General features: G+C 72.0%; 19 protein-coding genes. 13 read left to right on the top strand and 6 right to left on the bottom strand.

The features are described from left to right. The first annotated feature begins 160 nt into the window (after window positions 1-160). The 5 genes from ACZ7IF_RS27320 to ACZ7IF_RS27300 all read left to right on the top strand — a co-directional run bounded on the left by ACZ7IF_RS27320 (window position 161) and on the right by ACZ7IF_RS27300 (window position 5,090). Window positions 161-952 (top strand): ABC transporter permease, encoded by a 792-nt coding sequence (locus ACZ7IF_RS27320; RefSeq protein ID WP_470976586.1) that lies wholly within the window; start codon window positions 161-163, stop codon window positions 950-952. A 40-nt stretch (window positions 953-992) separates the two neighbouring features. Further along, on the top strand, window positions 993-1,829 hold the full coding sequence (locus ACZ7IF_RS27315) for an ABC transporter permease (protein ID WP_470976583.1): 837 nt from the start codon (window positions 993-995) through the stop codon (window positions 1,827-1,829). 11 nt (window positions 1,830-1,840) lie between these two features. Further along, window positions 1,841-2,815: an ABC transporter ATP-binding protein gene (locus tag ACZ7IF_RS27310; RefSeq protein ID WP_470976358.1), complete on the top strand. Its 975-nt coding sequence runs from the start codon at window positions 1,841-1,843 to the stop codon at window positions 2,813-2,815. 79 nt (window positions 2,816-2,894) lie between these two features. Further along, window positions 2,895-3,662: a DUF1707 SHOCT-like domain-containing protein gene (locus ACZ7IF_RS27305; protein ID WP_470976355.1), complete on the top strand. Its 768-nt coding sequence runs from the start codon at window positions 2,895-2,897 to the stop codon at window positions 3,660-3,662. An 84-nt stretch (window positions 3,663-3,746) separates the two neighbouring features. Beyond that, window positions 3,747-5,090: a DUF445 domain-containing protein gene (locus ACZ7IF_RS27300; RefSeq protein WP_470976352.1), complete on the top strand. Its 1,344-nt coding sequence runs from the start codon at window positions 3,747-3,749 to the stop codon at window positions 5,088-5,090. Between the two features lie 419 nt (window positions 5,091-5,509). On the opposite strand, the gene ACZ7IF_RS27295 is transcribed toward ACZ7IF_RS27300, so the two are convergent. Further along, entirely contained in the window at window positions 5,510-5,809 is a 300-nt protein-coding gene (locus ACZ7IF_RS27295) for a hypothetical protein (RefSeq protein ID WP_470976349.1), read from the bottom strand. An 88-nt stretch (window positions 5,810-5,897) separates the two neighbouring features. Then, complete coding sequence (locus ACZ7IF_RS27290) at window positions 5,898-6,080, bottom strand: hypothetical protein (RefSeq protein ID WP_470976346.1); 183 nt, start codon at window positions 6,078-6,080, stop codon at window positions 5,898-5,900. Window positions 6,081-6,239: 159 nt separating this feature from the next. On the opposite strand from ACZ7IF_RS27290, the gene ACZ7IF_RS27285 reads away from it, so the two are divergent. Next, on the top strand, window positions 6,240-6,782 hold the full coding sequence (locus ACZ7IF_RS27285; protein WP_470976343.1) for a GNAT family N-acetyltransferase: 543 nt from the start codon (window positions 6,240-6,242) through the stop codon (window positions 6,780-6,782). A gap of 29 nt (window positions 6,783-6,811) precedes the next feature. Beyond that, window positions 6,812-7,840 (top strand): hypothetical protein, encoded by a 1,029-nt coding sequence (locus ACZ7IF_RS27280; protein WP_470976340.1) that lies wholly within the window; start codon window positions 6,812-6,814, stop codon window positions 7,838-7,840. On the opposite strand, the gene ACZ7IF_RS27275 is transcribed toward ACZ7IF_RS27280, so the two are convergent. After that, window positions 7,841-11,002, bottom strand: coding sequence for a DEAD/DEAH box helicase (locus ACZ7IF_RS27275; protein WP_470976338.1), 3,162 nt, complete (start codon window positions 11,000-11,002; stop codon window positions 7,841-7,843). Between the two features lie 129 nt (window positions 11,003-11,131). After that, window positions 11,132-12,133: an SEC-C domain-containing protein gene (locus ACZ7IF_RS27270; RefSeq protein WP_470976336.1), complete on the bottom strand. Its 1,002-nt coding sequence runs from the start codon at window positions 12,131-12,133 to the stop codon at window positions 11,132-11,134. Window positions 12,134-12,180: 47 nt separating this feature from the next. Here ACZ7IF_RS27270 and ACZ7IF_RS27265 point away from each other — a divergent pair, with 47 nt between their 5' ends. From ACZ7IF_RS27265 to ACZ7IF_RS27250, 4 genes are all read left to right on the top strand, one after another. Beyond that, window positions 12,181-13,047, top strand: coding sequence for a class E sortase (locus tag ACZ7IF_RS27265; RefSeq protein ID WP_470976333.1), 867 nt, complete (start codon window positions 12,181-12,183; stop codon window positions 13,045-13,047). 88 nt (window positions 13,048-13,135) lie between these two features. After that, window positions 13,136-13,444, top strand: coding sequence for a DUF6412 domain-containing protein (locus ACZ7IF_RS27260; RefSeq protein ID WP_470976331.1), 309 nt, complete (start codon window positions 13,136-13,138; stop codon window positions 13,442-13,444). Between the two features lie 113 nt (window positions 13,445-13,557). Beyond that, window positions 13,558-14,205: a YidC/Oxa1 family membrane protein insertase gene (locus ACZ7IF_RS27255; protein ID WP_470976328.1), complete on the top strand. Its 648-nt coding sequence runs from the start codon at window positions 13,558-13,560 to the stop codon at window positions 14,203-14,205. A gap of 139 nt (window positions 14,206-14,344) precedes the next feature. After that, the gene (locus ACZ7IF_RS27250) at window positions 14,345-15,202 is read left to right on the top strand and encodes a fumarylacetoacetate hydrolase family protein (protein ID WP_470976326.1); all 858 of its coding nucleotides are present in this window, start codon (window positions 14,345-14,347) and stop codon (window positions 15,200-15,202) included. Between the two features lie 69 nt (window positions 15,203-15,271). On the opposite strand, the gene ACZ7IF_RS27245 is transcribed toward ACZ7IF_RS27250, so the two are convergent. After that, a complete protein-coding gene (locus ACZ7IF_RS27245) occupies window positions 15,272-16,477 on the bottom strand; it encodes an ALF repeat-containing protein (protein WP_470976324.1) in 1,206 nt (401 codons plus the stop codon). A gap of 98 nt (window positions 16,478-16,575) precedes the next feature. Further along, complete coding sequence (locus ACZ7IF_RS27240; protein WP_470976321.1) at window positions 16,576-17,670, bottom strand: Gfo/Idh/MocA family oxidoreductase; 1,095 nt, start codon at window positions 17,668-17,670, stop codon at window positions 16,576-16,578. 55 nt (window positions 17,671-17,725) lie between these two features. On the opposite strand from ACZ7IF_RS27240, the gene ACZ7IF_RS27235 reads away from it, so the two are divergent. Continuing rightward, window positions 17,726-18,829 carry an ROK family transcriptional regulator gene (locus ACZ7IF_RS27235; RefSeq protein WP_470976319.1) on the top strand — a complete coding sequence of 368 codons (1,104 nt, stop codon included), beginning with the start codon at window positions 17,726-17,728 and terminating at the stop codon, window positions 18,827-18,829. 436 nt (window positions 18,830-19,265) lie between these two features. After that, window positions 19,266-20,009, top strand: a complete 744-nt coding sequence (locus ACZ7IF_RS27230; RefSeq protein ID WP_470976316.1) for a hypothetical protein — start codon at window positions 19,266-19,268, stop codon at window positions 20,007-20,009. The last annotated feature ends 132 nt before the right edge of the window (window positions 20,010-20,141 follow it).

Below are 20,141 nucleotides of genomic sequence, written 5' to 3'. Positions count from 1 at the left end.
ACATCCACATCCGTACCTCATGGTGTCTACCCGATGGCCGGTGATTTGGCTCCGGACGGGCATAAAACGGTCGCGTGGCTCGCCCCTCCGCACTAAGCTCGCGCGCTTTGGCCGACGTGGGAACGATGTGTGGAAACGGAGGGATACGGTGCGTCTGTACATGGCCGTCGCGGCCGGCGGGTTCCGGCGCTACGCCACGTACGGGACGGCGACGGCCGCGGGGGTGTTCACCAACACCGTCTTCGGCTTCATCGTCGCGTACACGTACGTCGCCCTGTGGGACGAGCGCCCCCACCTCGGCGGCTACGACCAGGCCCAGGCCCTCACCTTCGTCTGGGTCAGCCAGTCCCTGCTGGCCGCCGGCTCGCTCATCGGCGGCGGCTTCCAGGAGGAGCTCCAGGAGCGCATCCGTACGGGTGACATCGCCGTCGACCTGTACCGCCCGGCCGACCTCCAGGCGTGGTGGCTCGCGGCCGACCTCGGCCGGGCCGGCTTCCAGCTGCTGGGGCGCGGGGTGCTGCCCCTGCTGGCCGGGGCGTGCGCCTTCACCCTCGCGCTGCCGTCCGATCCGCTGCGCTGGCTGCTGTTCCTGGTGTCGGTCTGCCTCGGGCTGGTGGTCGGGTTCGGGGTGCGGTACCTGCTGGGGCTGGCGGCGTTCTGGCTGCTGGACGGCGCGGGCGTCAACCTGATGGCCACCGTCGTGACCGTCTTCTGCTCCGGGATGCTGCTGCCGCTGACCGTCTTCCCGGGCGGCTTCGGCGAGCTGGTGCGGCTGCTGCCGTGGGCCGCGATGCTCCAGGTCCCGCTGGACGTGCTGCTCGGCACCCACACCGGGGCCGGGGGAGCCGTACGGGCGCTGGGCTTCCAGGCCGCGTGGGCGCTGGCCCTGCTGGGCGCGGGGCGGCTGGTCCAGTCGGCGGCGACGCGGAAGGTGGTGGTCCAGGGTGGCTGAGGCGACGGTGGACCGCCGTACGCGGACGCCCGGGCGCGGGCTGCCGTACGAGGGGACACGGCCCGGCGGCCGGCTCCGCGAGGGGCTGCGCGGCTACGGGCTGATCGCCGGGATGTGGATCCGCTCGACCATGACGTACCGGATGTCGTTCCTGCTGGCCACCTTCGGGAACGCGGCGATCACGGCCCTCGACTTCGTCGCGATCAGCGTCATGTTCTCCCACGTGGACGCGCTGGGCGGCTTCACCCTGCCCGAGATCGCGCTGCTGTACGGGGCCTGCTCGGCCTCCCTGGGCCTGGCGGACCTGCTCCTCGGCAACACCGACCGGGTCGGCGCCCGGATCCGCGACGGCTCCCTCGACACCATGCTCGTGCGCCCCGTCCCGCTGCTCGCCCAGGTCGCCGCGGACCGGTTCGCGCTGCGCCGGCTGGGGCGGATCGTGCAGGGGCTGGGGGTGCTGGGCTGGGCCGTCTCGGTGCTGGACGTGCACTGGACCCCGGCGAAGGTGCTGCTGGTGCCGGTCATGGTGGTGGCCGGGGCGGGCATCTTCGGCGGGGTGCTGGTGGCCGGAGCGGCCTTCCAGTTCCTCGCCGGGGACGCGGCGGAGGTGCAGAACTCCTTCACGTACGGGGGCTGCACCATGCTCCAGTACCCGCCGACGGTGTTCGCGAAGGAGCTGCTGCGCGGGGCGACGTTCGTGGTCCCGCTGGCCTTCGTCAACTGGCTGCCCGCGCTGTACGTGCTGGGCCGGCCCGATCCGCTGGGGCTGCCGGGGTGGGTGGCGTTCCTGAGCCCGCTGGTGGCCTTCGCGGTGTTCCTGCCCGCGTCGCTGGCGTGGCGTGCGGGTGTGCGTTCGTACCGGAGTACGGGGAGTTAGGGGAGCTGGTCGTGGCAGCCGTGTCCGGGGATGCGCTCATTTCGCTGGAGCAGGTGGAGAAGGTCTTCGACGTGCGCCGTCGGACGGGGCTGATGCGCCGGGAGAAACGGCAGGTGCGGGCCGTGGACGGGATCGGCTTCGAGATCGCGCGCGGGGAGGTCGTCGGCTACATCGGGCCCAACGGGGCCGGCAAGTCCACCACCATCAAGATGCTGACCGGGATCCTCACCCCGAGCGGCGGCCGGCTGCGCGTCGCGGGCATCGACCCGGCACGGGAGCGGATGCGGCTCGCGCACCGGATCGGGGTGGTGTTCGGGCAGCGCACGACGCTGTGGTGGGACCTGCCGCTGAAGGACTCGTACGGGCTGATGCGCCGGATGTACCGGATCCCGCCGGCGCGCTTCGCGGAGAACCTGGAGAGGTGCGTCGAGCGGCTGGACCTGGGCGAGCTGCTCGACGTACCGGTACGGCAGCTGTCGCTGGGGCAGCGGATGCGCGGGGACATCGCGGCGGCGCTGCTGCACGATCCGGAGGTGCTCTACCTGGACGAGCCGACGATCGGGCTGGACGTGGTGAGCAAGGCGAAGGTACGGGGCTTCCTGCGGCAGTTGAACGAGGAGCTGGGGACCACGGTGCTGCTCACCACCCACGACCTCCAGGACATCGAGCAGTTGTGCGAGCGGGTGATGGTGATCGACCACGGCCGGCTGATGTACGACGGGGCGCTCGGCGGACTGCACGCCCTGGGGGAGGGCAGCGAGCGGACGCTGGTGGTCGACCTGGAACGGGAGCTCCCGCCGGTGGAGGTGGAGGGGGCCCGGGTGGTGAGGGTGGAAGGGCCGCGGCAGTGGCTGGCGTTCCCGGCGGGGGAGTCGGCGGCGCCGCTGGTGGCGGCGGTGGCGGCCCGGTACCCGCTGCTGGACCTGTCGGTGCGGGATCCGGACATCGAGGACGTGATCGCGCGGATGTACGCGGGGCGGGGGTGAGGGGGTGGGGGTTTGAGGTAGGGGGAAATCAGGGTTCGCCCCGGGGTGGGGCGTCGGGTCTCTGCATAGGGTGGGCCGTATGAGTGACGAGCGGCCGGAGAAGCCGTTGCCGGAGAAGACCTCGCTGGAGAAGAGCTCTTTGGAGAAGGCTCCGCTGGAGAAGAGCTCTTTGGAGGAGGCCGATCCGCCCGCGCTGAGGGCGTCGGACGCCGACCGCGAAAGGGTGGTGGACCGGCTGCGGGACGCCGTCGCCGAGGGCCGGCTCGACATGGAGGAGTTCGAGGAACGGCTGGAGGCGGCGTACAAGTCCCGTACGTACGCGGAACTCGAACCGCTGACCCGCGACCTGCCGGCGGCCGGGTCCGGTCCGTCTGCCGTTCCCCCTTCCCCCGCCTCCTCCCCGTCCTCGTCCTGGCCGGACCGGATCGGCGGTACGGGGACCTCCGCCACGGCCGTCGCCGTCATGTCGGGCTTCCAGCGCAAGGGCCGATGGACCGTGCCCGGACGCTTCAACGCCGTGGCGATCTGGGGCGGCGGCGAGCTGGACCTGCGCGAGGCGGACTTCGCGGAGCGCGAGGTCGTCATCACCTGCGTGGCCGTCATGGGCGGCATCGAGATCACCGTCCCGCCGGGCGTCGAGGTCGACGTACGAGGCATCGGCATCATGGGCGCCTTCGACCAGGGCGAGTCCCAGGACAACCGGCCGGAGCCGGGCGCCCCGCGCGTCGTCGTCAACGGCCTCGCCTTCTGGGGCGGGGTCGCGGTCAAGGTCAAGCAGCCGAAGGGGCCCAAGGGGCCCAAGGGGCCGGACGGGCTGGGCGGGGATACGACCCGCAAGGAGCTCTAGCGGAGCAGCCACAGCTCCTCCGGCGGCGCGCCGGGAACTCCCCGGACCTCCCGGGAGTCGGATGCTATGCAGACAAAACCGGCCATGGGGGAAGGGCAGGAGCGGCACGTGAACAGCAGCACGGGTGAGCGTACGAGGGGCCCGTCGGCCCCGCCACGGGGCGCGTTCGTCTTCAACGCGGCGGACGAGGAGCGGCAGCGCGGTGTCCGCCGGATGAAGGCGACCGCGACGGGGCTGCTGATCCTGGTCGCGCTGGTCTACGTACTGGCCAAGTGCGCGCAGAACGCCTGGGGCGCCGGTGCCTGGGCCGGGTACGTCGCCGCTGCGGCCGAGGCGGGCATGGTGGGCGCGCTCGCGGACTGGTTCGCGGTGACGGCCCTCTTCCGGCGGCCACTGGGCCTGCCCATCCCGCACACCGCGATCATCCCCACCAAGAAGGACCAGCTGGGCGTCACCCTGGGCGAGTTCGTCGGCGAGAACTTCCTGTCGGCGGACGTGGTGCGCGCACGGCTTCACTCCCTCGGCATCGGCGGCCGGCTCGGCGCCTGGCTGGCCGAGCCCGCACACGCCGACCGGGTCACGGCGGAGCTGGCCACCGCGCTGCGCGGAGCCCTGACCGTGCTGCGGGACTCCGACGTACAGGCCGTGGTGGGCGAGGCGATCACGCGGCGGGCGGAGGCGGCGGAGATCGCCCCGGGCATCGGCAAGACCCTGGAACGGGTCGTCGCCGACGGGGGGCACCACCGGGCCGTGGACCTGGTGTGCGCGAAGGCCCACGACTGGCTGGTCACCCACGGGGACTCCGTCATGGACGCGGTCCAGGGCGGAGCCCCCGGCTGGACCCCGCGCTTCGTCGACCGCAAGATCGGCGACCGGGTGTACAAGGAGCTGCTGCGCTTCGTCACGGAGATGCGCGACATGCCGGGCCACCCGGCGCGCGGGGCGGTGGACCGCTTCCTGCGCGACTTCGCGGCGGACCTCCAGTCGGACACGGAGACGCGGGCGCGGGTGGAGCGGCTGAAGTCCGAGATCCTGGCGCGGGACGAGATCCAGGACGTGATCGCCTCGGCGTGGTCCGCGATCCGCACGATGATCATCTCGGCGGCGGAGGACGAGCAGAGCGAGCTGCGGCTGAGGGTCCGCGCGTCCCTGATGTCCCTGGGCGCGCGCCTGGCGACGGACGGGCGGCTGCAGGGGAAGGTGGAGGGCTGGATCGAGGGCGCGGTGGTGTACGTGGTCACCACGTACCGGAGGGAGATCACCTCGCTGATCACGGACACGGTGGCGGCCTGGGACGCCGAACACACCTCCCGCAAGATCGAGGCCCACATCGGCCGCGACCTCCAGTTCATCCGCATCAACGGCACCGTGGTGGGCGCGCTGGCGGGGCTGCTGATCTATACGGTGTCACGGGCGTTGGGGGGGTAGGGGGCGTCCCCGGCCCGTCTGGGGCTGATACCTGCACCAGAGGACCAACAGACCGGCGCGGGAAGCCGATGGGCGCGCCAGATCGCTACACGCTTCTCCCGGTTCGGCGTCCGGCGGCCCTTCCGGCCTCGCAGGCACGTGGGCGCCCCGCCCACCCCCGCAGCACCGTCCAGCCCCGCCGGCGTTCCAGGCGCCCCACCCACCCCTGCGGCACCATCCAGCGGTAGCCGGGGGAGGGTCCGGGGGCGGAGCCCCCAGGGTCTTTCAGCCCCGCCGGCGCTTGAAGCGCGGGTCCGGGCAGCGCCCGGGGAACGGTGGAAGGGCGGGTAGGGGAACAGCCCCGCGCAGCGGCCCACCCGCAACCCCGGCCAGGGGAACGGCCCCGGCCAGGGGGACGGGACACCCCCCGGCGGGACTGGTCAGCCCCGGTCGGCCACGGCCCAGGCCGTCGCGGCGACGACACCGGCGGCCCCGACAACGGCCGGCCACGCCCCGACCTTCTTCGCCAGCGGATGCGCCCCCGCGAAGCCGGCGAGGTACAGCGCTCCCAGCCCGGCCGCCGCGGGCACCCCGCCGCGCTTGTGCCACTCCCGGCCGGCCACGAGCCCGGCGGCGCCGAGGACGACACCGCCCAGCGGCCGCTTCTTGGTCCAGCGGGCCACGGCGTAACCGCCGACCAGCCCTGCCGCCGCCACCGCGGAACTCGGTACCCGAGCCATCTCGAACTCCCTCACACGTCGTGTCTTCCGATGAACTGCTCTGCACACGGCCGGCGCCGGCGCCGGGACCGCAGCCACTCCGTCAAACCTAACGCGGGCGTCTCGACGCCCGCCGGACCCCCACCGCCCCGAGCACGAGCACCGCCCCGCCCACCACGGCGTCCGGCACCGCCTCCCGCACGGTGCGCGGCAACAGCGCGACGACCCCGAGGACGAGGAGGAAGGCGAGCGCGCACCGTCCCGCCGCCAGCAGCAGTCTGTCCGTGTTCACGGGTTGCTCAACGCCCCACCCCGGTCCGCGACACGGACGACGCGGAGGCGATTTGTCGCACACTCGCCGCTTCTGCGCATCACCGGGTGCGGGAACCTGTTGGGCGTAAATTCGGTCTTCCAGCAGGAATCAGCCCCAATCACCCCAGGAGTCGACACAGTGATCTCCTATGGACGCACCGTCCTGGACCTCCAGGACGAACTGGTCGACGCCTACGCCGACGTCTTCTCCGCCGCGCCCTGGAACGAATGCGAAGAAACCATTCGTCAGTTCTCCACCCGCCTCCAGACGGACGTCCGGCGCCCGGGGTTCCGTATGGCCTTCGCGCAGTCCGAGGCCGGCGTCGACGGGTTCGCCACCGGCTGGCTGACGCCGAACCCCTTCCCGCAGCACCGTGCGTACCCCCAGGTCGCCGCCCAGCTCGGACCCGGCCGGGTGCGGGAGCTGCTCGTCGGGGCGCTGGAGGTCGACGAGCTCGCCGTACGGGCCTACGCGCGCGGCCACGGCACCGGCCGGGCCCTGCTCGCGGAGATCACCGAGGACGCCCCGCAGCGGCGGGCCTGGCTGCTGACCTCGCGGCTGGCCACGGACACGGTGGCCACGTACCGCCGTCTGGGCTGGCACGAGGTACCGGCGCTTCCCGGCACCCAGACGGGCGTCGTCGTCTTCCTGTCCCCGAACCACCCTGGCCGCCCCGGCTAGACCGGATGCGCAGCGGGCATGACCGGGCCATGATCGCTCCCGGAAACGTCAAAGTGGCCCGCCGCCAGCTCGGCCTCGCCACCCGCCGCCAGCTCACCGCCACCGCCGGGGTCCCCGACGGCACCGTCACCTCCCGCACCCGCCCCGGCGGCCCCTGGCAACGCCTGCTGCCCCGCGTCTACCTCCTCCAGACGGGCCCGCCCGACCACCGCCAACGCGCCCTGGCCGCAGTCCTGTACGCCGCCGAACCGGCCGGGGACCCGCTCTCCGGCGAGACCGCCGCCCTCACCGGCGCCGCGGCCCTCTCCCTCCTCGGCATCCGCGACACCCCGCCCGCCCCGGCCGACGTACTGATCCGCGCCCCGCGCCGGCTCACCGGCACCCCGGAGGTCCGGCCCCTGACCACCTCCCGCTGGCCGCGCACCATCACGGTCGCGGGCGTCCCCAGCGCCCGCCCGGTCCGCGCCGCCGCCGACTTCGCCGCCCGCCCGGGACCCGAGGCGCACCCCGACCGGGTCCGTTCGGTCCTGGCCCAGGTCGTCCAGGCCGGCTGGTGCCACCCGCACGACCTGCACGCCGAACTCCGTGCCTCCCGCCTCCTGGCCCGCCCCGCCGTCCGCGCCGCGGCGGCGGAACTCCTGGCCGGGGTCCGCTCGGTGGCCGAGGCCCGGGCCCGCGACGTCCTCACCGGCACCGACCTCCCGACCCCGCTGTGGAACGCCCGCCTCTACACCCCGGACGGCACCTTCCTGGCCAGCCCGGACGCCTACTGGCCCGACGAGGGCGTGGCCCTGGAGGTCGACTCGGCGGAGTACCACTACACGCGGGACGCCTGGCAGGCCACCCTCCGCCGGCGCCTGCGCCTGGAGGCCCACGGGATCCTGGTGGTCAGCGCGACCCCGTCGATGATCCGCGACACCCCGACGGAAGTCATCGCGGCCCTCCACACCCTCCTGACCCTGGGCGCCACCCGTCCCACCCCACCCACGGCCACGGCCCGCGGCCACCAACAGCTCACTCTTTTCCCGGGGGTGGGGGATGGCCCTACCGCTACGTGACTAGTTGGTGATGGCGGAGTACGACCACACGTCAGCCGGCATCTCGTGGTGGAGGTTCCACTCGATCGCCATCGGCTTGCTGCCGTTGTGGCGGACGTAGTCGGCGGGCCCGAGCAGCATCCATGCCTGGGGACCGCCGATGTCCGTCTTCTTGAAGCGCCGGACGAAGAGCAGCACGCGTGAACCGTTCTTGACGTGTTCCCGGTACCGAATGCCGGTGGGGGAGCTTTCGGAGGTCTGGTTCTGTGACTCCCAGTGGAAAAGGACCTCGTTCATCGCATAGTCCTTGTACCGGGTCTGCGGGGAGAAGTCCTTCTCATCCTTTTCCAGGGTGATCAGCAGTGCGTCGGTCTGGATGTTCTCGCACCACTTCACGCCCTCTCGGAAGTGCCCCGGCATGAAGCCGCCTATCACCGACTGGCCCAGTGCCGGCAGGATCTCCTCGCGGCTGTACGACGCGTGGACGGACAGCGGTAGCGAGGCATGATCGCCGATCAGGGGCAGCGGCATGTGGTCGGCCCGGTCCAGGCCGTGGGCCAGTACCTGACGCAGCTCGCTGCGGAAGGCCTGTTGGGATTGGAGGGAGTCGAACGCCTCCTGGTAGCTGGAGACGCTGGTGCCGAGCGGCCACAGGGAGAAGAAGAACATGCGGGCGTAGGCCTGCCCGAGTTCATCGAGAGCCGCGTACTTGGGGGCGTTGTCCCCGAGTAGTGCGGTGTATGCCTGTACCCGAGCCTGATCGTCTACGTGGAGGAAGGCAGGGACGCGCTTGAGTAGGGCGTCCTCGCCCTCCGGTGCCGGCGTGGTCAGGAGTCCGGACCTCCGTAGCAACCCCGTCCACGAGTTCCCGTTCCCTCGGTAGATCTCCTTGATCTCCCGACCGCTCTCCTTGAGATAGGCGGAGATATTTGCCTCGCCGTACGCGGCGACTTCCCGGGCGAGCTGTTTCACGTTGACGTTGATCTGGTTGCGGATGTTGGCAAGGATGTTTTCCTTGGCCTTCGACTCAAGGAGGATCTGGCAGCCGGACGGCAACTGCGGAAAGTCTCGCTCGATGCTGCTGATCAGTCGGTTCCTGGTCAAATTGGTGAGCGCGCGGAACTGTTCCTCGAAGCGGAACTCCTTGCGGTGCTGACCAATGAAGTCGAGGACCGTCAAGACCGGCTTGTTCTCGCTGCGACGCAAACCTCGCCCCAACTGCTGCAAGAAGACGGTGGCACTGGACGTCGGGCGGAGCAGCAGCAAGGTATCGACATCGGGGACGTCGAGCCCCTCGTTGAAGAGGTCGACGGAGAAGATGATGTTCAGCTTCCCCGCTCGAAGGTCATCGAGTGCGGCCTTGCGAAGGGGGCGCGGAGTCTCGCCCGACAGTGCGACCGCCTGGAATCCGGCCTGGTTGAAGAAGTCAGCCATGAACTCTGCGTGGGCGACGGAGACGCAGAATCCGAGGGCGCGCATGGCCTCAGGTGCTGTGTGCTTCTCCTGGAGTGCCCGAACGACCAGCCGGGCTCGCTCGTTGTTGCCGGTGAACACGCTGCTGAGGGCGGAGGCGTCGTAGTCCCCGCGCTTCCATGCCACGGCACTCATGTCGGTGTTGTCGCTGATGCCGAAGTAATGGAAGGGGCAGAGGAGATCGTTCTCAAGGGCTTCCCACAGCCTCATCTCCGCAGCGATCCGCCCATCGAAGAACTCGTCCTGGATGGTGAGGCCGTCCATCCGCTCCGGCGTTGCCGTCAGGCCCAGAAGTTCGAGGGGCCTGAAGTGTTCGATGATCCTGCGATAGGTGGGCGAGGTGCCGTGGTGAAATTCGTCGATGACGATGACGTCGAAATGGGCGGCCGGGAGTCGTTCCAGTATGCGCTCGTTCAATGACTGCACACTGGCAAAGACGTGGTTCCATTCCTTTGGGATCTCACCGCTGTACAACAACTCGCCGAAGTCTGCGTCATTGAGGATGTTTTGATATGTGCGGAGAGACTGGTCGAGTATCTCCTTACGGTGTGCGACGAAAAGGAGGCGCAGCTTGCGGCCCAGTTTGAGCTGTAGCTTATTGAAATCGAGAGCCGCCATTACGGTCTTTCCGGTGCCAGTGGCGGCAACCAGCAGATTGCGATGGCGGTCGTGCACCGCACGCTCCACCTCAAGGCGCTCCAGCATGTCGCGCTGGTGCGGGAACGGGTGTACCTCCAGGCCGGACAGGCTGATCGCCCGCGCGGCATTGATGCCACCCGAGCTGCCTGCGATCTTCAGGGCTTCGTCCAGTCGCTGGGCGTCGCGATCAGGGTCGTACGACTCGAAGGCGCGCTCACTCCAGTACGCATCAAAAGTGGCCTCGAACTTGCGCAACACGTCCGGGGTTGCAATCCCGGAGAGGCGGACGTTCCATTCCAGGCCGTCCAGCAGCGCCGCTTTGGAAAGGTTCGAACTGCCGACGTAGGCGGTGTCGAAGCGTGAGTGGCGGCGGAAGAGCCAAGCCTTGGCGTGGAGGCGCGTCGACCGTAGCTCGTAGTTGATCTTCACTTCGGCGTTGAACTCCCGGACCAGCCGGTCCAGGGCGCGGCGCTCGGTAGCCCCGATGTACGTGGTGGTGATCACGCGGATGGGGACGCCGCGGGCGGCTGCCGCCTTCAAGGGCTTTTCGAGGATGCGAAGCCCTGTCCACTTCACGAAGGCGCACAGGAGGTCGATCCGGTCTGCCGTGGCGAGCTCTGCGCGCAGCTCGGCTCCGAGGCTCGGGTCCTCCGGGGAGTTGGTGATGAGCGCCGTGTCGGAGAAGGGGGTTGAAGGGCGGACGACGTGGGGAGCCGCAGCCCCAGAAGGCGCCACCGTTGCCGGCTCCGTCACGGCGAGCAGCTGACGTGGCCCGTTGGCGATGGGGCCGACCCACTCCTGAGCGCCCTCGTAGGCGCTCAGGGAGTGGAGGATTTCATTCGCCGCGCGGACCTGCTCACCAGGGGGCAGCCTCTTCAACACCTCGCCGACGGCGTGGGCCACGTGCCGAGTCAGAACGTGCTGCGATGAGTCCACGCTCACTTGGCCGTCTATCACGACGGCTCCAGTGGCAATGAGCTCCTTGAGCTGTTCTTCCAACGCAGTCGTGATCAGCGTTTCATGCACGCCGATCACTGGCTTCGGCCCACTCGGGCGCACATCTGAAGACACGGAACCCCCCACTCGTAAATGGATCATCGGCACGTCGGTTGTAGCAAGGGTGGCCGACGGTAGCTGCCGAAATACGATGTGCTGATGGCCTATGAGGGGATTTTCCGGTCAAATGTTGGCTGGTTCAGGTCAGAGGTTCGCCCCGTGGCACTCCGCGTACGGCTTGCCCGAGGTGCACCAGCAGGGGGCCGTGGGGGTGGGGGGCCAGGGGGTGGCTTTGCCTCGGGCGGCCAGGGTGGTGGCGTATTCCGGGAGGAGGGCCGGGGAGGCCGGGGAGGTTTTCTCCGAGGCCGCGAAGGCTTCGTACGAGGGGACGCTGCCCGTCACGATGCCGAGGTTCGTGGTGCCCGAGGCGGCCAGGGCGCGGAGGGAGGATTCCACCGCCGTGAGGTGGGCCTCCCGGGTGGGGTACTCCGCCGCGAGGGTGGGGTACGAGGTGAGGAGTTCGGCCAGTTCGCGCGCCGGCCAGTGCAGGATCGCCACCGGGAAGGGGCGGGACAGGGCGGCGCGGCGGTCGCCGAGTTCGGCGCGCAGGCGGGCGATCTCGGCGCGGAGTTCGGCCGGGTCGTTGGAGCCCAGGGCCCAGATGCGCTTCGGGTCGTGGAGTTCGTCCAGCGGGATCGGCCCGATGTGGCGGGTGTCGGCGACCATGTCCCAGTCGTCGTGGGGGAGGGCGAGGAGCCGGCGGACGCGGTGGCGGCCCGTCAGGAGTGCGGTGGTGGCGTGGGTGAGGGGGGTGTCCTCCGAGGTGAGGAGGGTCGCCGCCTCGGTGAAGCACTCGTGTGAGGCTTCCAGTTCGTCGTGCGATTCCAGGGCTTCGGCGATGACTTCCCAGGGGGCCGGGTCCGTGGGCGCTGCGGCGCGGATGCCCGAGATGAGGGCGCGGGCCTCGGCCTCGTGGCCGTACTCCCACAGGTTCGCGGCCTGGCGGGCCTTGATCAGGTGGGGGTTGGCGGGGGAGGCGGAGAGGAGTTGGTCGTACAGGGCGCTCGCGCGCTCCCGGGAGTCGGCCAGTTCGAGGTGGGCCGCGGCCTGGAGGAGCAAGGGCTCCTGGTCCTCGGGGTAGCGGGTCGCCGTGCGGATCAGGCGCTCGGCTTCGGCGATGTGCTCGGCAGGCGTGTCGGGGCGCATGGTTCACACGGTACTGCTGCTGGTCAGTTGCGGGGGGAGGTCTTAGGGTGCCCGGCGTGCGGGATCGCGTGCGGGTGGTGGTGCAGGGGGGCGGCCGGCCGGTGGGGCGGGCCGGTTTCGCGCGGTTGCTGTGGGTGGGGGCCGAGGCGCTCACCACGCTGGGTGTGGTCGTGGCGCTGCTGGTCGTGCACCAGGTGTGGTGGACCAACCGGCAGGCCGCGGCCGCCGCGCAGGAGCAGGTCCAGGCATTGGAGGAGGGGTGGGCCCGTTCCGATTCCGGGGCCCGTTCTGATTCCGGTGGGGATGTGGGTGGGGGCGGGGGTGGGGATCCGGTGGTTGTCGAGGGGGGTTCCAGTGGTCCTCCGGCATCGCGTGCTCCGGGGACGGGTGGGGTGGCGTCGCCCTCGCCCGGGAAGCCCGATCCGGGGAAGGGGCCGGCGGCCCGGGTCCCGGCGCGCGACGAGGCGTACGCCGTGCTGCGGATTCCGCGGCTCGGGCTCGCCGTGCCCGTCGCGGAGGGGGTCGACAAGCGGGCCGTGCTGGACAAGGGGTACGCCGGCCACTACCCGGGGAGCGCGCAGCCCGGTGCGGAGGGGAACTTCGCGCTCGCCGGGCACCGGAACACGCACGGGGAGCCGTTCCGGTACCTGAACCGGCTGCGGGACGGGGACGAGGTGTTCGTCGACGTGCGGGGGCGGCGGTACGTGTACGTGGTGGGGAAGGTGCTGGCGGAGACGAGCCCGGGGGACGTGGGGGTCATCGCGCCGGTGCCGCGGAGCGGGGTGAAGCCCGGGTACGGGTACGAGGTGGTGGGGTCGTACATCACGTTGACCACGTGCACGCCCGAGTACACCTCCAAGTACCGGCTGGTGGTGTGGGGGGCTCTCAAGACCGTTGTCAGTGCGGACCGTTAGTATCGGTCGTGAGTTCGTCATTCGATGAGGATTCGAGGAGGGGGTGGGGATGGTGTTCGAGCGGCTCGTTCGTGCGCGGTCTTCCGTCGTGTCCTCCGCCTTGTCGTCCTCGCGAGCGGCGCAGCTGCTCGTCGCCCTGCTCCTGCTCGGCGGGTTCCTCGGGCTGGTGTCCGGGGAGGCCGGGCTGGCCGCCGGTGTGGTCGTCCTGGCCGCTGCCGTCGCCGTCGGGGCCGCCGTGCTGGCCGCGTGCCTCGTACGGCCCGTGCCGCCGCACCGAATACGTACCGCGATCCGTGATCGCGAGCAGCGCACGGCGTTCCTGCCGCAGCGCGATCCCGACGCCTCGGGCCGGTCTCGGCCCAGGGCACCCGGCCGTCTGGTCATGACGGCCGCGTAGGGGCGCGCAGTGCCTCCTGCCTTCTGCTGATCCATCGCTGTTGTCGCCCCTCGCGGGTCGTCACGCCGAAGCGCATTTCCTTCGACGTTCGACGAGACCCCTGGAGGGCCCGCGTGTCCGTTTTCGCTGATCTTGTTGTCGAGCTGGGCCGGCTTCTGGAGCCGGTGCTGGCCGAGTCCGCGACCGCTGCCGCGATCGTGCTGTTCACCGTTCTGGTACGGCTGGCGCTGCACCCGCTGGGGCGTGCCGCGTTCCGTGCGGCGACCCCGGCTGCCGGCTGCCTGCCCATGCTGTTGCAGCTGCCGGTGTTCTACCTGATGTACCAGGCGTTTTCCTCGGGCGGTGAGCTGCTGGGGCACCGGCTGTTCGCCGCGCCGCTCGGCGCCCGCTGGACGGGGGCGCTGGAGGAGGGCGGCCTGTTCGGGGCGCAGGGGCTGGTGTTCCTCGGGCTGTTCGCGGCGATCGCGGTGGTGGCCGCCTGGAGTGCGGTGCGGGGGCGGCGTGCCGCCGCGGCCGCGCCGGCGCCTGTCATGCCCGCTGGGAAGGGCAAGGGTGCGCAGCCCGCGCTGAGTGCCGAGCAGGTGGCGGCGATGCGGAAGCTGGGCGGCGTACTGCCCCTGCTGTCGTTCGGGACGCTGGTCACGGCGGCCGTGGTCCCGCTGGCCGCCGGGCTCTACCTGCTGACCACCACCGCCTGGTCGGTGGGGGAGCGGGCGTGGCTCCAGTACCGCAAGGACGGAGCAGCGCGTTCCAGTCTGTGAACAGGGTCTTGCGGATTGGTCGGACATCTTGGAGGATCGACCAATCCTCCGATGGCCGCAACCCATCGGCCGGCCCGTGCCATGCCCGTTCCACCGGCATGCCCATGGGTCGACCATCCACGACCACGGGAGAATGCCCATGAAGCTGCTGCGTGTCGGACCCGTAGGGTCGGAGCGCCCCGCGCTGCTCGACCAGGACGGGACCCTGCGGGACCTGTCCGGCCTGATCACGGATGTGGACGGCGCCCTGCTGTCCGACGAGTCCGTGCTGTCCCGGGTACGGGAGGCCGCGGCGGGCGGCGAGCTGCCGGTGCTGGACGCCGAGGGGCTGCGGATCGGCTCCGCGGTCGGCCGGATCGGCAAGGTCGTGGGCATCGGGCTGAACTACTTCGGGCACGCGGCCGAGATCGGTGCCGAGCCGCCGGCCGAGCCGATCCTGTTCCTGAAGGCCGCGGACACCGTGGTCGGCCCCGACGACACCGTGCTCATCCCGCGCGGCAGCGTGAAGACCGACTGGGAGGCCGAGCTCGGCGTCGTCATCGGCAGCACCGCCCGCTACCTGGGCTCCGCCGAGGAGGGCCTCGCGCACGTCGGCGGCTACACGCTGGTCAACGACGTCTCGGAGCGCGAGTTCCAGATCGAGCGCGGCGGCACCTGGGACAAGGGCAAGAACTGCGAGACGTTCACCCCGCTCGGTCCGTGGCTGGTCACGGCCGACGAGATCCCGGACCCTCAGGTGCTCGGGGTCAAGCTGTGGGTCAACGGTGAGCTCAAGCAGGACGGGAACACGTCGGACCAGATCTTCCCGGTCGGCGAGGTCGTGCGGTACCTGAGCCAGTTCATGACCCTGTACCCGGGTGACGTCATCGTCACCGGCACCCCGGCCGGCGTGGCCATGGGCCAGCCGGAGCCGAAGCCGTACCTGCGGGCCGGTGACGTGGTGGAGCTGGAGATCGAGAAGCTCGGCCGGCAGCGCCAGGAGTTCAAGAGCGCGTAGGGCGTGAGTGCGGGGAGGGGCGGGCTGCCGGTGGCGGCCCGCCCCTCCCCGTGCGTGTGGCGGTTCCGGTCAGCCCTCGTCCGAGGCGCGGCGGCGGCGGTTGGCGAACACCAGGCCGGCGCCGGCGGCGAGCGCGGCGGCGCCGGTGCCGGCGATCCACGTCTCCGAGCCGGCGCCCGTGCTGGCGAGCGGGCCGGAGCCGGAGCCGCCCGCCGGGGTGACGTTGCCGTTGCCGGTCGTGCCCTTGGCGACGGCCGGCTGGACCCCGCCGGTGCTGCCGGTGCCGGTGCCGGTGCCGGTGGTGCCGCCCGTGTTGCCCGTGTTGCCCGAGCCGCCGGTGTTGCCGGCGGCCTGGTCCTTGGCCCGCGCCACGTGCTGGCCGGTCTTCAGGAACGCGGCGCGGTCCTCGGGGGTGCCCTTGAGCGCGGCGAGGGCGGCCTTCTTCAGCTCCGGGCCGGCGTTGTTGACCATCTTCGAGATCAGGACCTGGTTGTCGTCGTCGCGCAGCACGTGCTGCTCGGTCTTGACGAACTCGCGCAGCTGCTCCGGGGTCGCGTTGCCCTCCAGGAGTTTGATGATCCCCTCCTTCAGGCCCGGTCCCGCGCCGTTCAGCATCGAGAACAGCGCGACCCGGTCGTCCACGGCGCGGATCTTGTGCTGGCCGGTGGCGACGAACTCGCGGATCTGCTCGCGCGTGCCGTTGCTCAGCAGGTCGTTGACGGCCTGGGTGATGCCCCTGCCGGCGCCGTTGAGCATGCGCAGCATCTCGACGCGGTCGTCCTCGAGGCGGGCCACGTGCTGGCCCTCCCTCAGGAACGCGTCGAAGGCTTCCTTGGTGTCCTTGAGCAGGGCCTCCTTGGCCGCGGCCTTGACGGCCTTCCCGCCGGCGTAGTGGATCTGGGAGATCCGGACGTAGTCGTCGATGTGCTGCTGCACGGCCCGCTCGACCGTCAGGAAGTGCCGCATGGCGGCGGCGTCGCCCTTGAGCGCCTTCGCGGCGGCCTCCCGTACGCCGGGACCGCTCGCCGGGTCGTTCAGGATCCCCTGGATCTCGGCCCGGTCCTCGGCAGGGGTCTTCGCCGGGGTCGTTGCCGGAGTCGTCGCCGGGGTCTCCGCGGGCTTCGCGGCCTGGTCGGGCGCGGTCGGCGACGACGGGGCTGCCGCCGACGCGGCATCAGCGGCGAAGGCGGGCGAGGAGAGCAGGACAGCCGGGGCGATCGCGGCGGTGGCCACGACGGACGCGATCCGGGGCAGCTTCACAGGCAGGGTTTCCATTCTTCACACGTGTGATGATCGGCAGCCTGTGCAGGATAGATCGCAATTCGGTGCGCTATGCATCGATTTTCCGACAAAGTGCGGTCACGCCGGACGGATCACACGTCCACCGCCACCCCCTCGCGGGAGGACCTGCGGGCCGCCTCCAGTACCGCCAGGCAGCGGGCCGCCTCCTCGGCGGTGACCGGCGCGGGGCCGCCCGTACGCAGGGCCGACGCGACCGCCGCGTAGTACGCGGGGTAGTCGCCCGGGGCCGTGGGCACCGGGATGCCGCCGCCCGTGAGCGGGGATTCGCCGGAGCCCAGCCGGCCCCACAGGTGCTCGGGCTCCTCGCCCCAGGGCTGCCCGTCGGGGCCGCCCGGCCGCAGGCCCTCGCGCAGGGCGGCCTCCTGCGGGTCCAGGCCGTACTTGACGTAGCCGGCGCGCGAGCCGAGTACGCGGAACCGCGGGCCGAGCTGGGCCGCGGTCGCGCTGACGTAGAGGTGGGAGCGGACGCCGTTGGCATGCGTGATCGCGATGAACGTGTCGTCGTCGGCCTCGGCGCCCGGGCGGCGCACGTCGGTCTCCGCGTAGACCCGTACCGCCGGACCGAAGAGCACCAGCGCCTGGTCCACGACGTGGCTGCCGAGGTCGTACAGCAGGCCGCCGATCTCCTCCGGGGCTCCGGACTCCCGCCAGCCGCCCTTGAGCTGCGGACGCCAGCGCTCGTAGCGGGACTCGAAGCGCTGGACCTCGCCGAGCTCGCCGTCGGCGAGGAGGCGGCGCAGGGTGAGGAAGTCGTTGTCCCAGCGGCGGTTCTGGAAGACGGAGAGGAAGGTCCCGGTGCGCTCCGCGAGCGCGGCCAGTCCGTACGCCTCGGCGGCGGTGGCGGCCAGCGGCTTGTCCACGACCACGGGAATGCCGGCGGTGAGGGCGGCGGTGGCGAAGGGGACGTGGGTCTTGTTGGGGGAGGCGACGACGACCAGGTCGGGGGCGTCCGGCCGCTGCCACAGCTCGTCGGCGGAGGCGGCGATGCGGACGTCGGGGTAGGCCTCGCGCGCCTGGGCCTGCCGGCCGGGGTCGGAGGTGACGACGGTGTCGAGGAGGAGGCCCCCGGTCGCGGACACCAGCGGGGCGTGGAAGACGGAGCCGGCGAGTCCGTAGCCGATGAGTGCGACGCGCAGCGGGGAGGAGGCGGAGGGGGAGGCGTTCATGGGACCACTTTGGCAACAGCGTTGCGTAAGTGCAAGGAGGGTGGACAATGGGCTGGTGAACAGGGGTAACGGGGATGGTGAGGGCGGTGGCGGCCGCGGTGTCGGGGTGAACCTGCCGGCGCTGCGCGGGCACAACGAGGCGCTGCTGCTGGACCTGCTGCGCGCCGCGGGCGCGCCCGGGCTGGGCCGCGCGGAACTCGCCGCCCGTACGGGACTCACCCCGCAGGCCGTCAGCAAGATCACCGCCCGGCTCGCGGCGGAGGGGCTGGTGGCCGAGGCCGGCCGCGGCGCCTCGACCGGCGGCAAGCCGCGCACCCTGCTGCGGCTGGTGCCCGGGGCCCGGCACGCAGTCGGGGTGCACCTGGACCGCGACGAGCTGAGCGCGGTCCGCGTCGACCTGGCGGGCGGCGTGCTCGCGCGGTGGAGCGGGCCGCTGGACTTCGGGGCCGGCCCCGAACCGGTGGTGGATTGCGTCGTACGAGCGGTCGCGCGGGTTTCCGGTGAGGCGGGGGCGGGGCCGCCGCTGCTCGGGGTGGGCGCCGCCGCGCCGGGCCCGCTGGACTGGCGCAGCGGGGTGCTCGGGAGGGTGACGGGGTTCCCGGACTGGGCGGGGTATCCGTTGCGGGAGGTACTGGCGGGGCGGCTGGGGCTGCCCGTGGTGCTGGACAAGGACACCAACGCCGGGGTCGCGGCGGGGGCTCCGGCCGGGCCCGGCTCGGGCACCACGGTGTACCTCCACGTCGGCACCGGACTCGGGGCCGGGCTGCGGCTCGACGGGGCGGTGCACCGGGGGGCGCGCTCGGCGGCGGGGGAGTTCGGCCACCAGGTGCTCCGGCTGGACGGCCCGCCGTGCCGGTGCGGGGGGCGCGGCTGCCTGGAGGTGCTCTGCCTGGCGGCGGTGGCCCGGGGAGACCTGGCGGAGGCGGCGCGGATCCTGGGGGAGGGGGCGGCGAACCTGGCCGCGCTGCTGGACGTGGACAGGATCCTGCTCGGTGGCCGGGTGGTGGACGCGGACCCGGAGCCCTTCGTGGCCGGGGTCCGCTCGGCGCTGGCGTCCCGCGTCCTGCTGGAGCACCCCCCGTCGGTCACGCGCTCCCCGGCCGGCGTCGCGGAGGGCGCGGCGGCCCTGGTCCGGGGCCGGGTGTTCGGCTGGACCTGACCTCTGCCCTTGCCCTGGCCGGGCGGGGTGGGGGCGGGCCGTTCCCCTGGCCGGGGGTGCGGGGGCCGGGCGGGGCCGGGCGGGACCGGGCGGGGCCGGGCGGGGCTGGTGGGATGCCGGTGGGCGGGGTCAATGGGGTGCGGCGGGGTGGGCCGCTGCGCGGGGCGAGGTCCCCTGCCCGCCCTTCCACCGTTCCTCGGGGCTCCGCCCCGAATCCCGCGCCTCAAACGCCGGCGGGGCTGGGTCGGCGTCGGCGGGGCGGGGTGCGTTTGACCCCGGCCGCCGTTTGGGCGTAAACCGGCAGGGCTCGGGCGTGGGGTGCGGGCCCGGGGGCGGGGGGTCGTGGCAGGGTGCGGGCACGGGGCGGGGCGATTGTCGCCTCGTCCGATCATCGTTCCGTTCATGGTTCCGTCCGGCGAGCAGCAAAGGGTCTTCCATGCGACTGCGCAACGTCCGCGACGCCCTTGCCCTCACCGCCCTCCTGCTCGCCCTCGGCACCCCCACCGCCGCCACCGCCGACATCGGCAACGGCGGCGGTGCCCGCCCCGCCCCCGCGCTGCCCTCCCGCGCCCACGCCACCTGCGGCGACGGCAAGGCCACCGCGTTCCCCATCGGGGCGCGGATCCGGGGCGGGCCGGCGGTCTACCGGGCCGGTGCCGGGCCGCAGAGCTGGCTGCTGGACCTGACCAACACCACGAGCGGCACCTGCACGGCCATCCACCCCGTGGTCGTCTTCACCGACGCCGCCCGGGCCCTGCGCCCCGCCCACCTCCGGATGGAGTTCGAAGCGCCCGGCGGCCCCTACCCCGTCACCCTGGAGCGCTCGGACCGCGACGAGATCATCGCCGTGTTCGACGGCGGGAGCCGGTTCTCCGGCTTCTCCGTCCCGGCCGGGGGTTCGGCCACCGTCAAGGTGCGGCTGGCCTTCGCCCCCGACGCTCCGCTCGGCGAGGTCGTCGCCGACGCCGCGCTGGTCCAGCGCAAGGCCGACGACGGCGAGTGGGTCGGCGAGGCCGGCGGGTACCGCTTCTCGGTGCAGGGGCCGCAGGACCCGGCCGAGGCGGGCTCGCTCGCGCACACCGGCCCCCGGGAGTGGGCCTACGGCGGCGCGGCCGTCGCCGCCCTCGCCGCCGGGGGCGGGCTGCTGCTCGGGGCCCGGAGGATGAGGACGCCCTCCTAGGCCCTGTCCGGGCGATCTTCGCGGGCCCGCGGGGTCTGGCACGGCACCTCGCCGCGTTGTCGGAGCGCGCGAGTACGGCCGAGTACGAGCTGCGCTCCTCCGCCTTGCGATGCACCGCACCAGACCCCGCGG

Source organism: Streptomyces sp. NPDC037421, from assembly GCF_055602105.1.
Note: the sequence above shows the minus strand (reverse complement) of the source record. Positions and strands in the feature narration are given on the sequence as shown.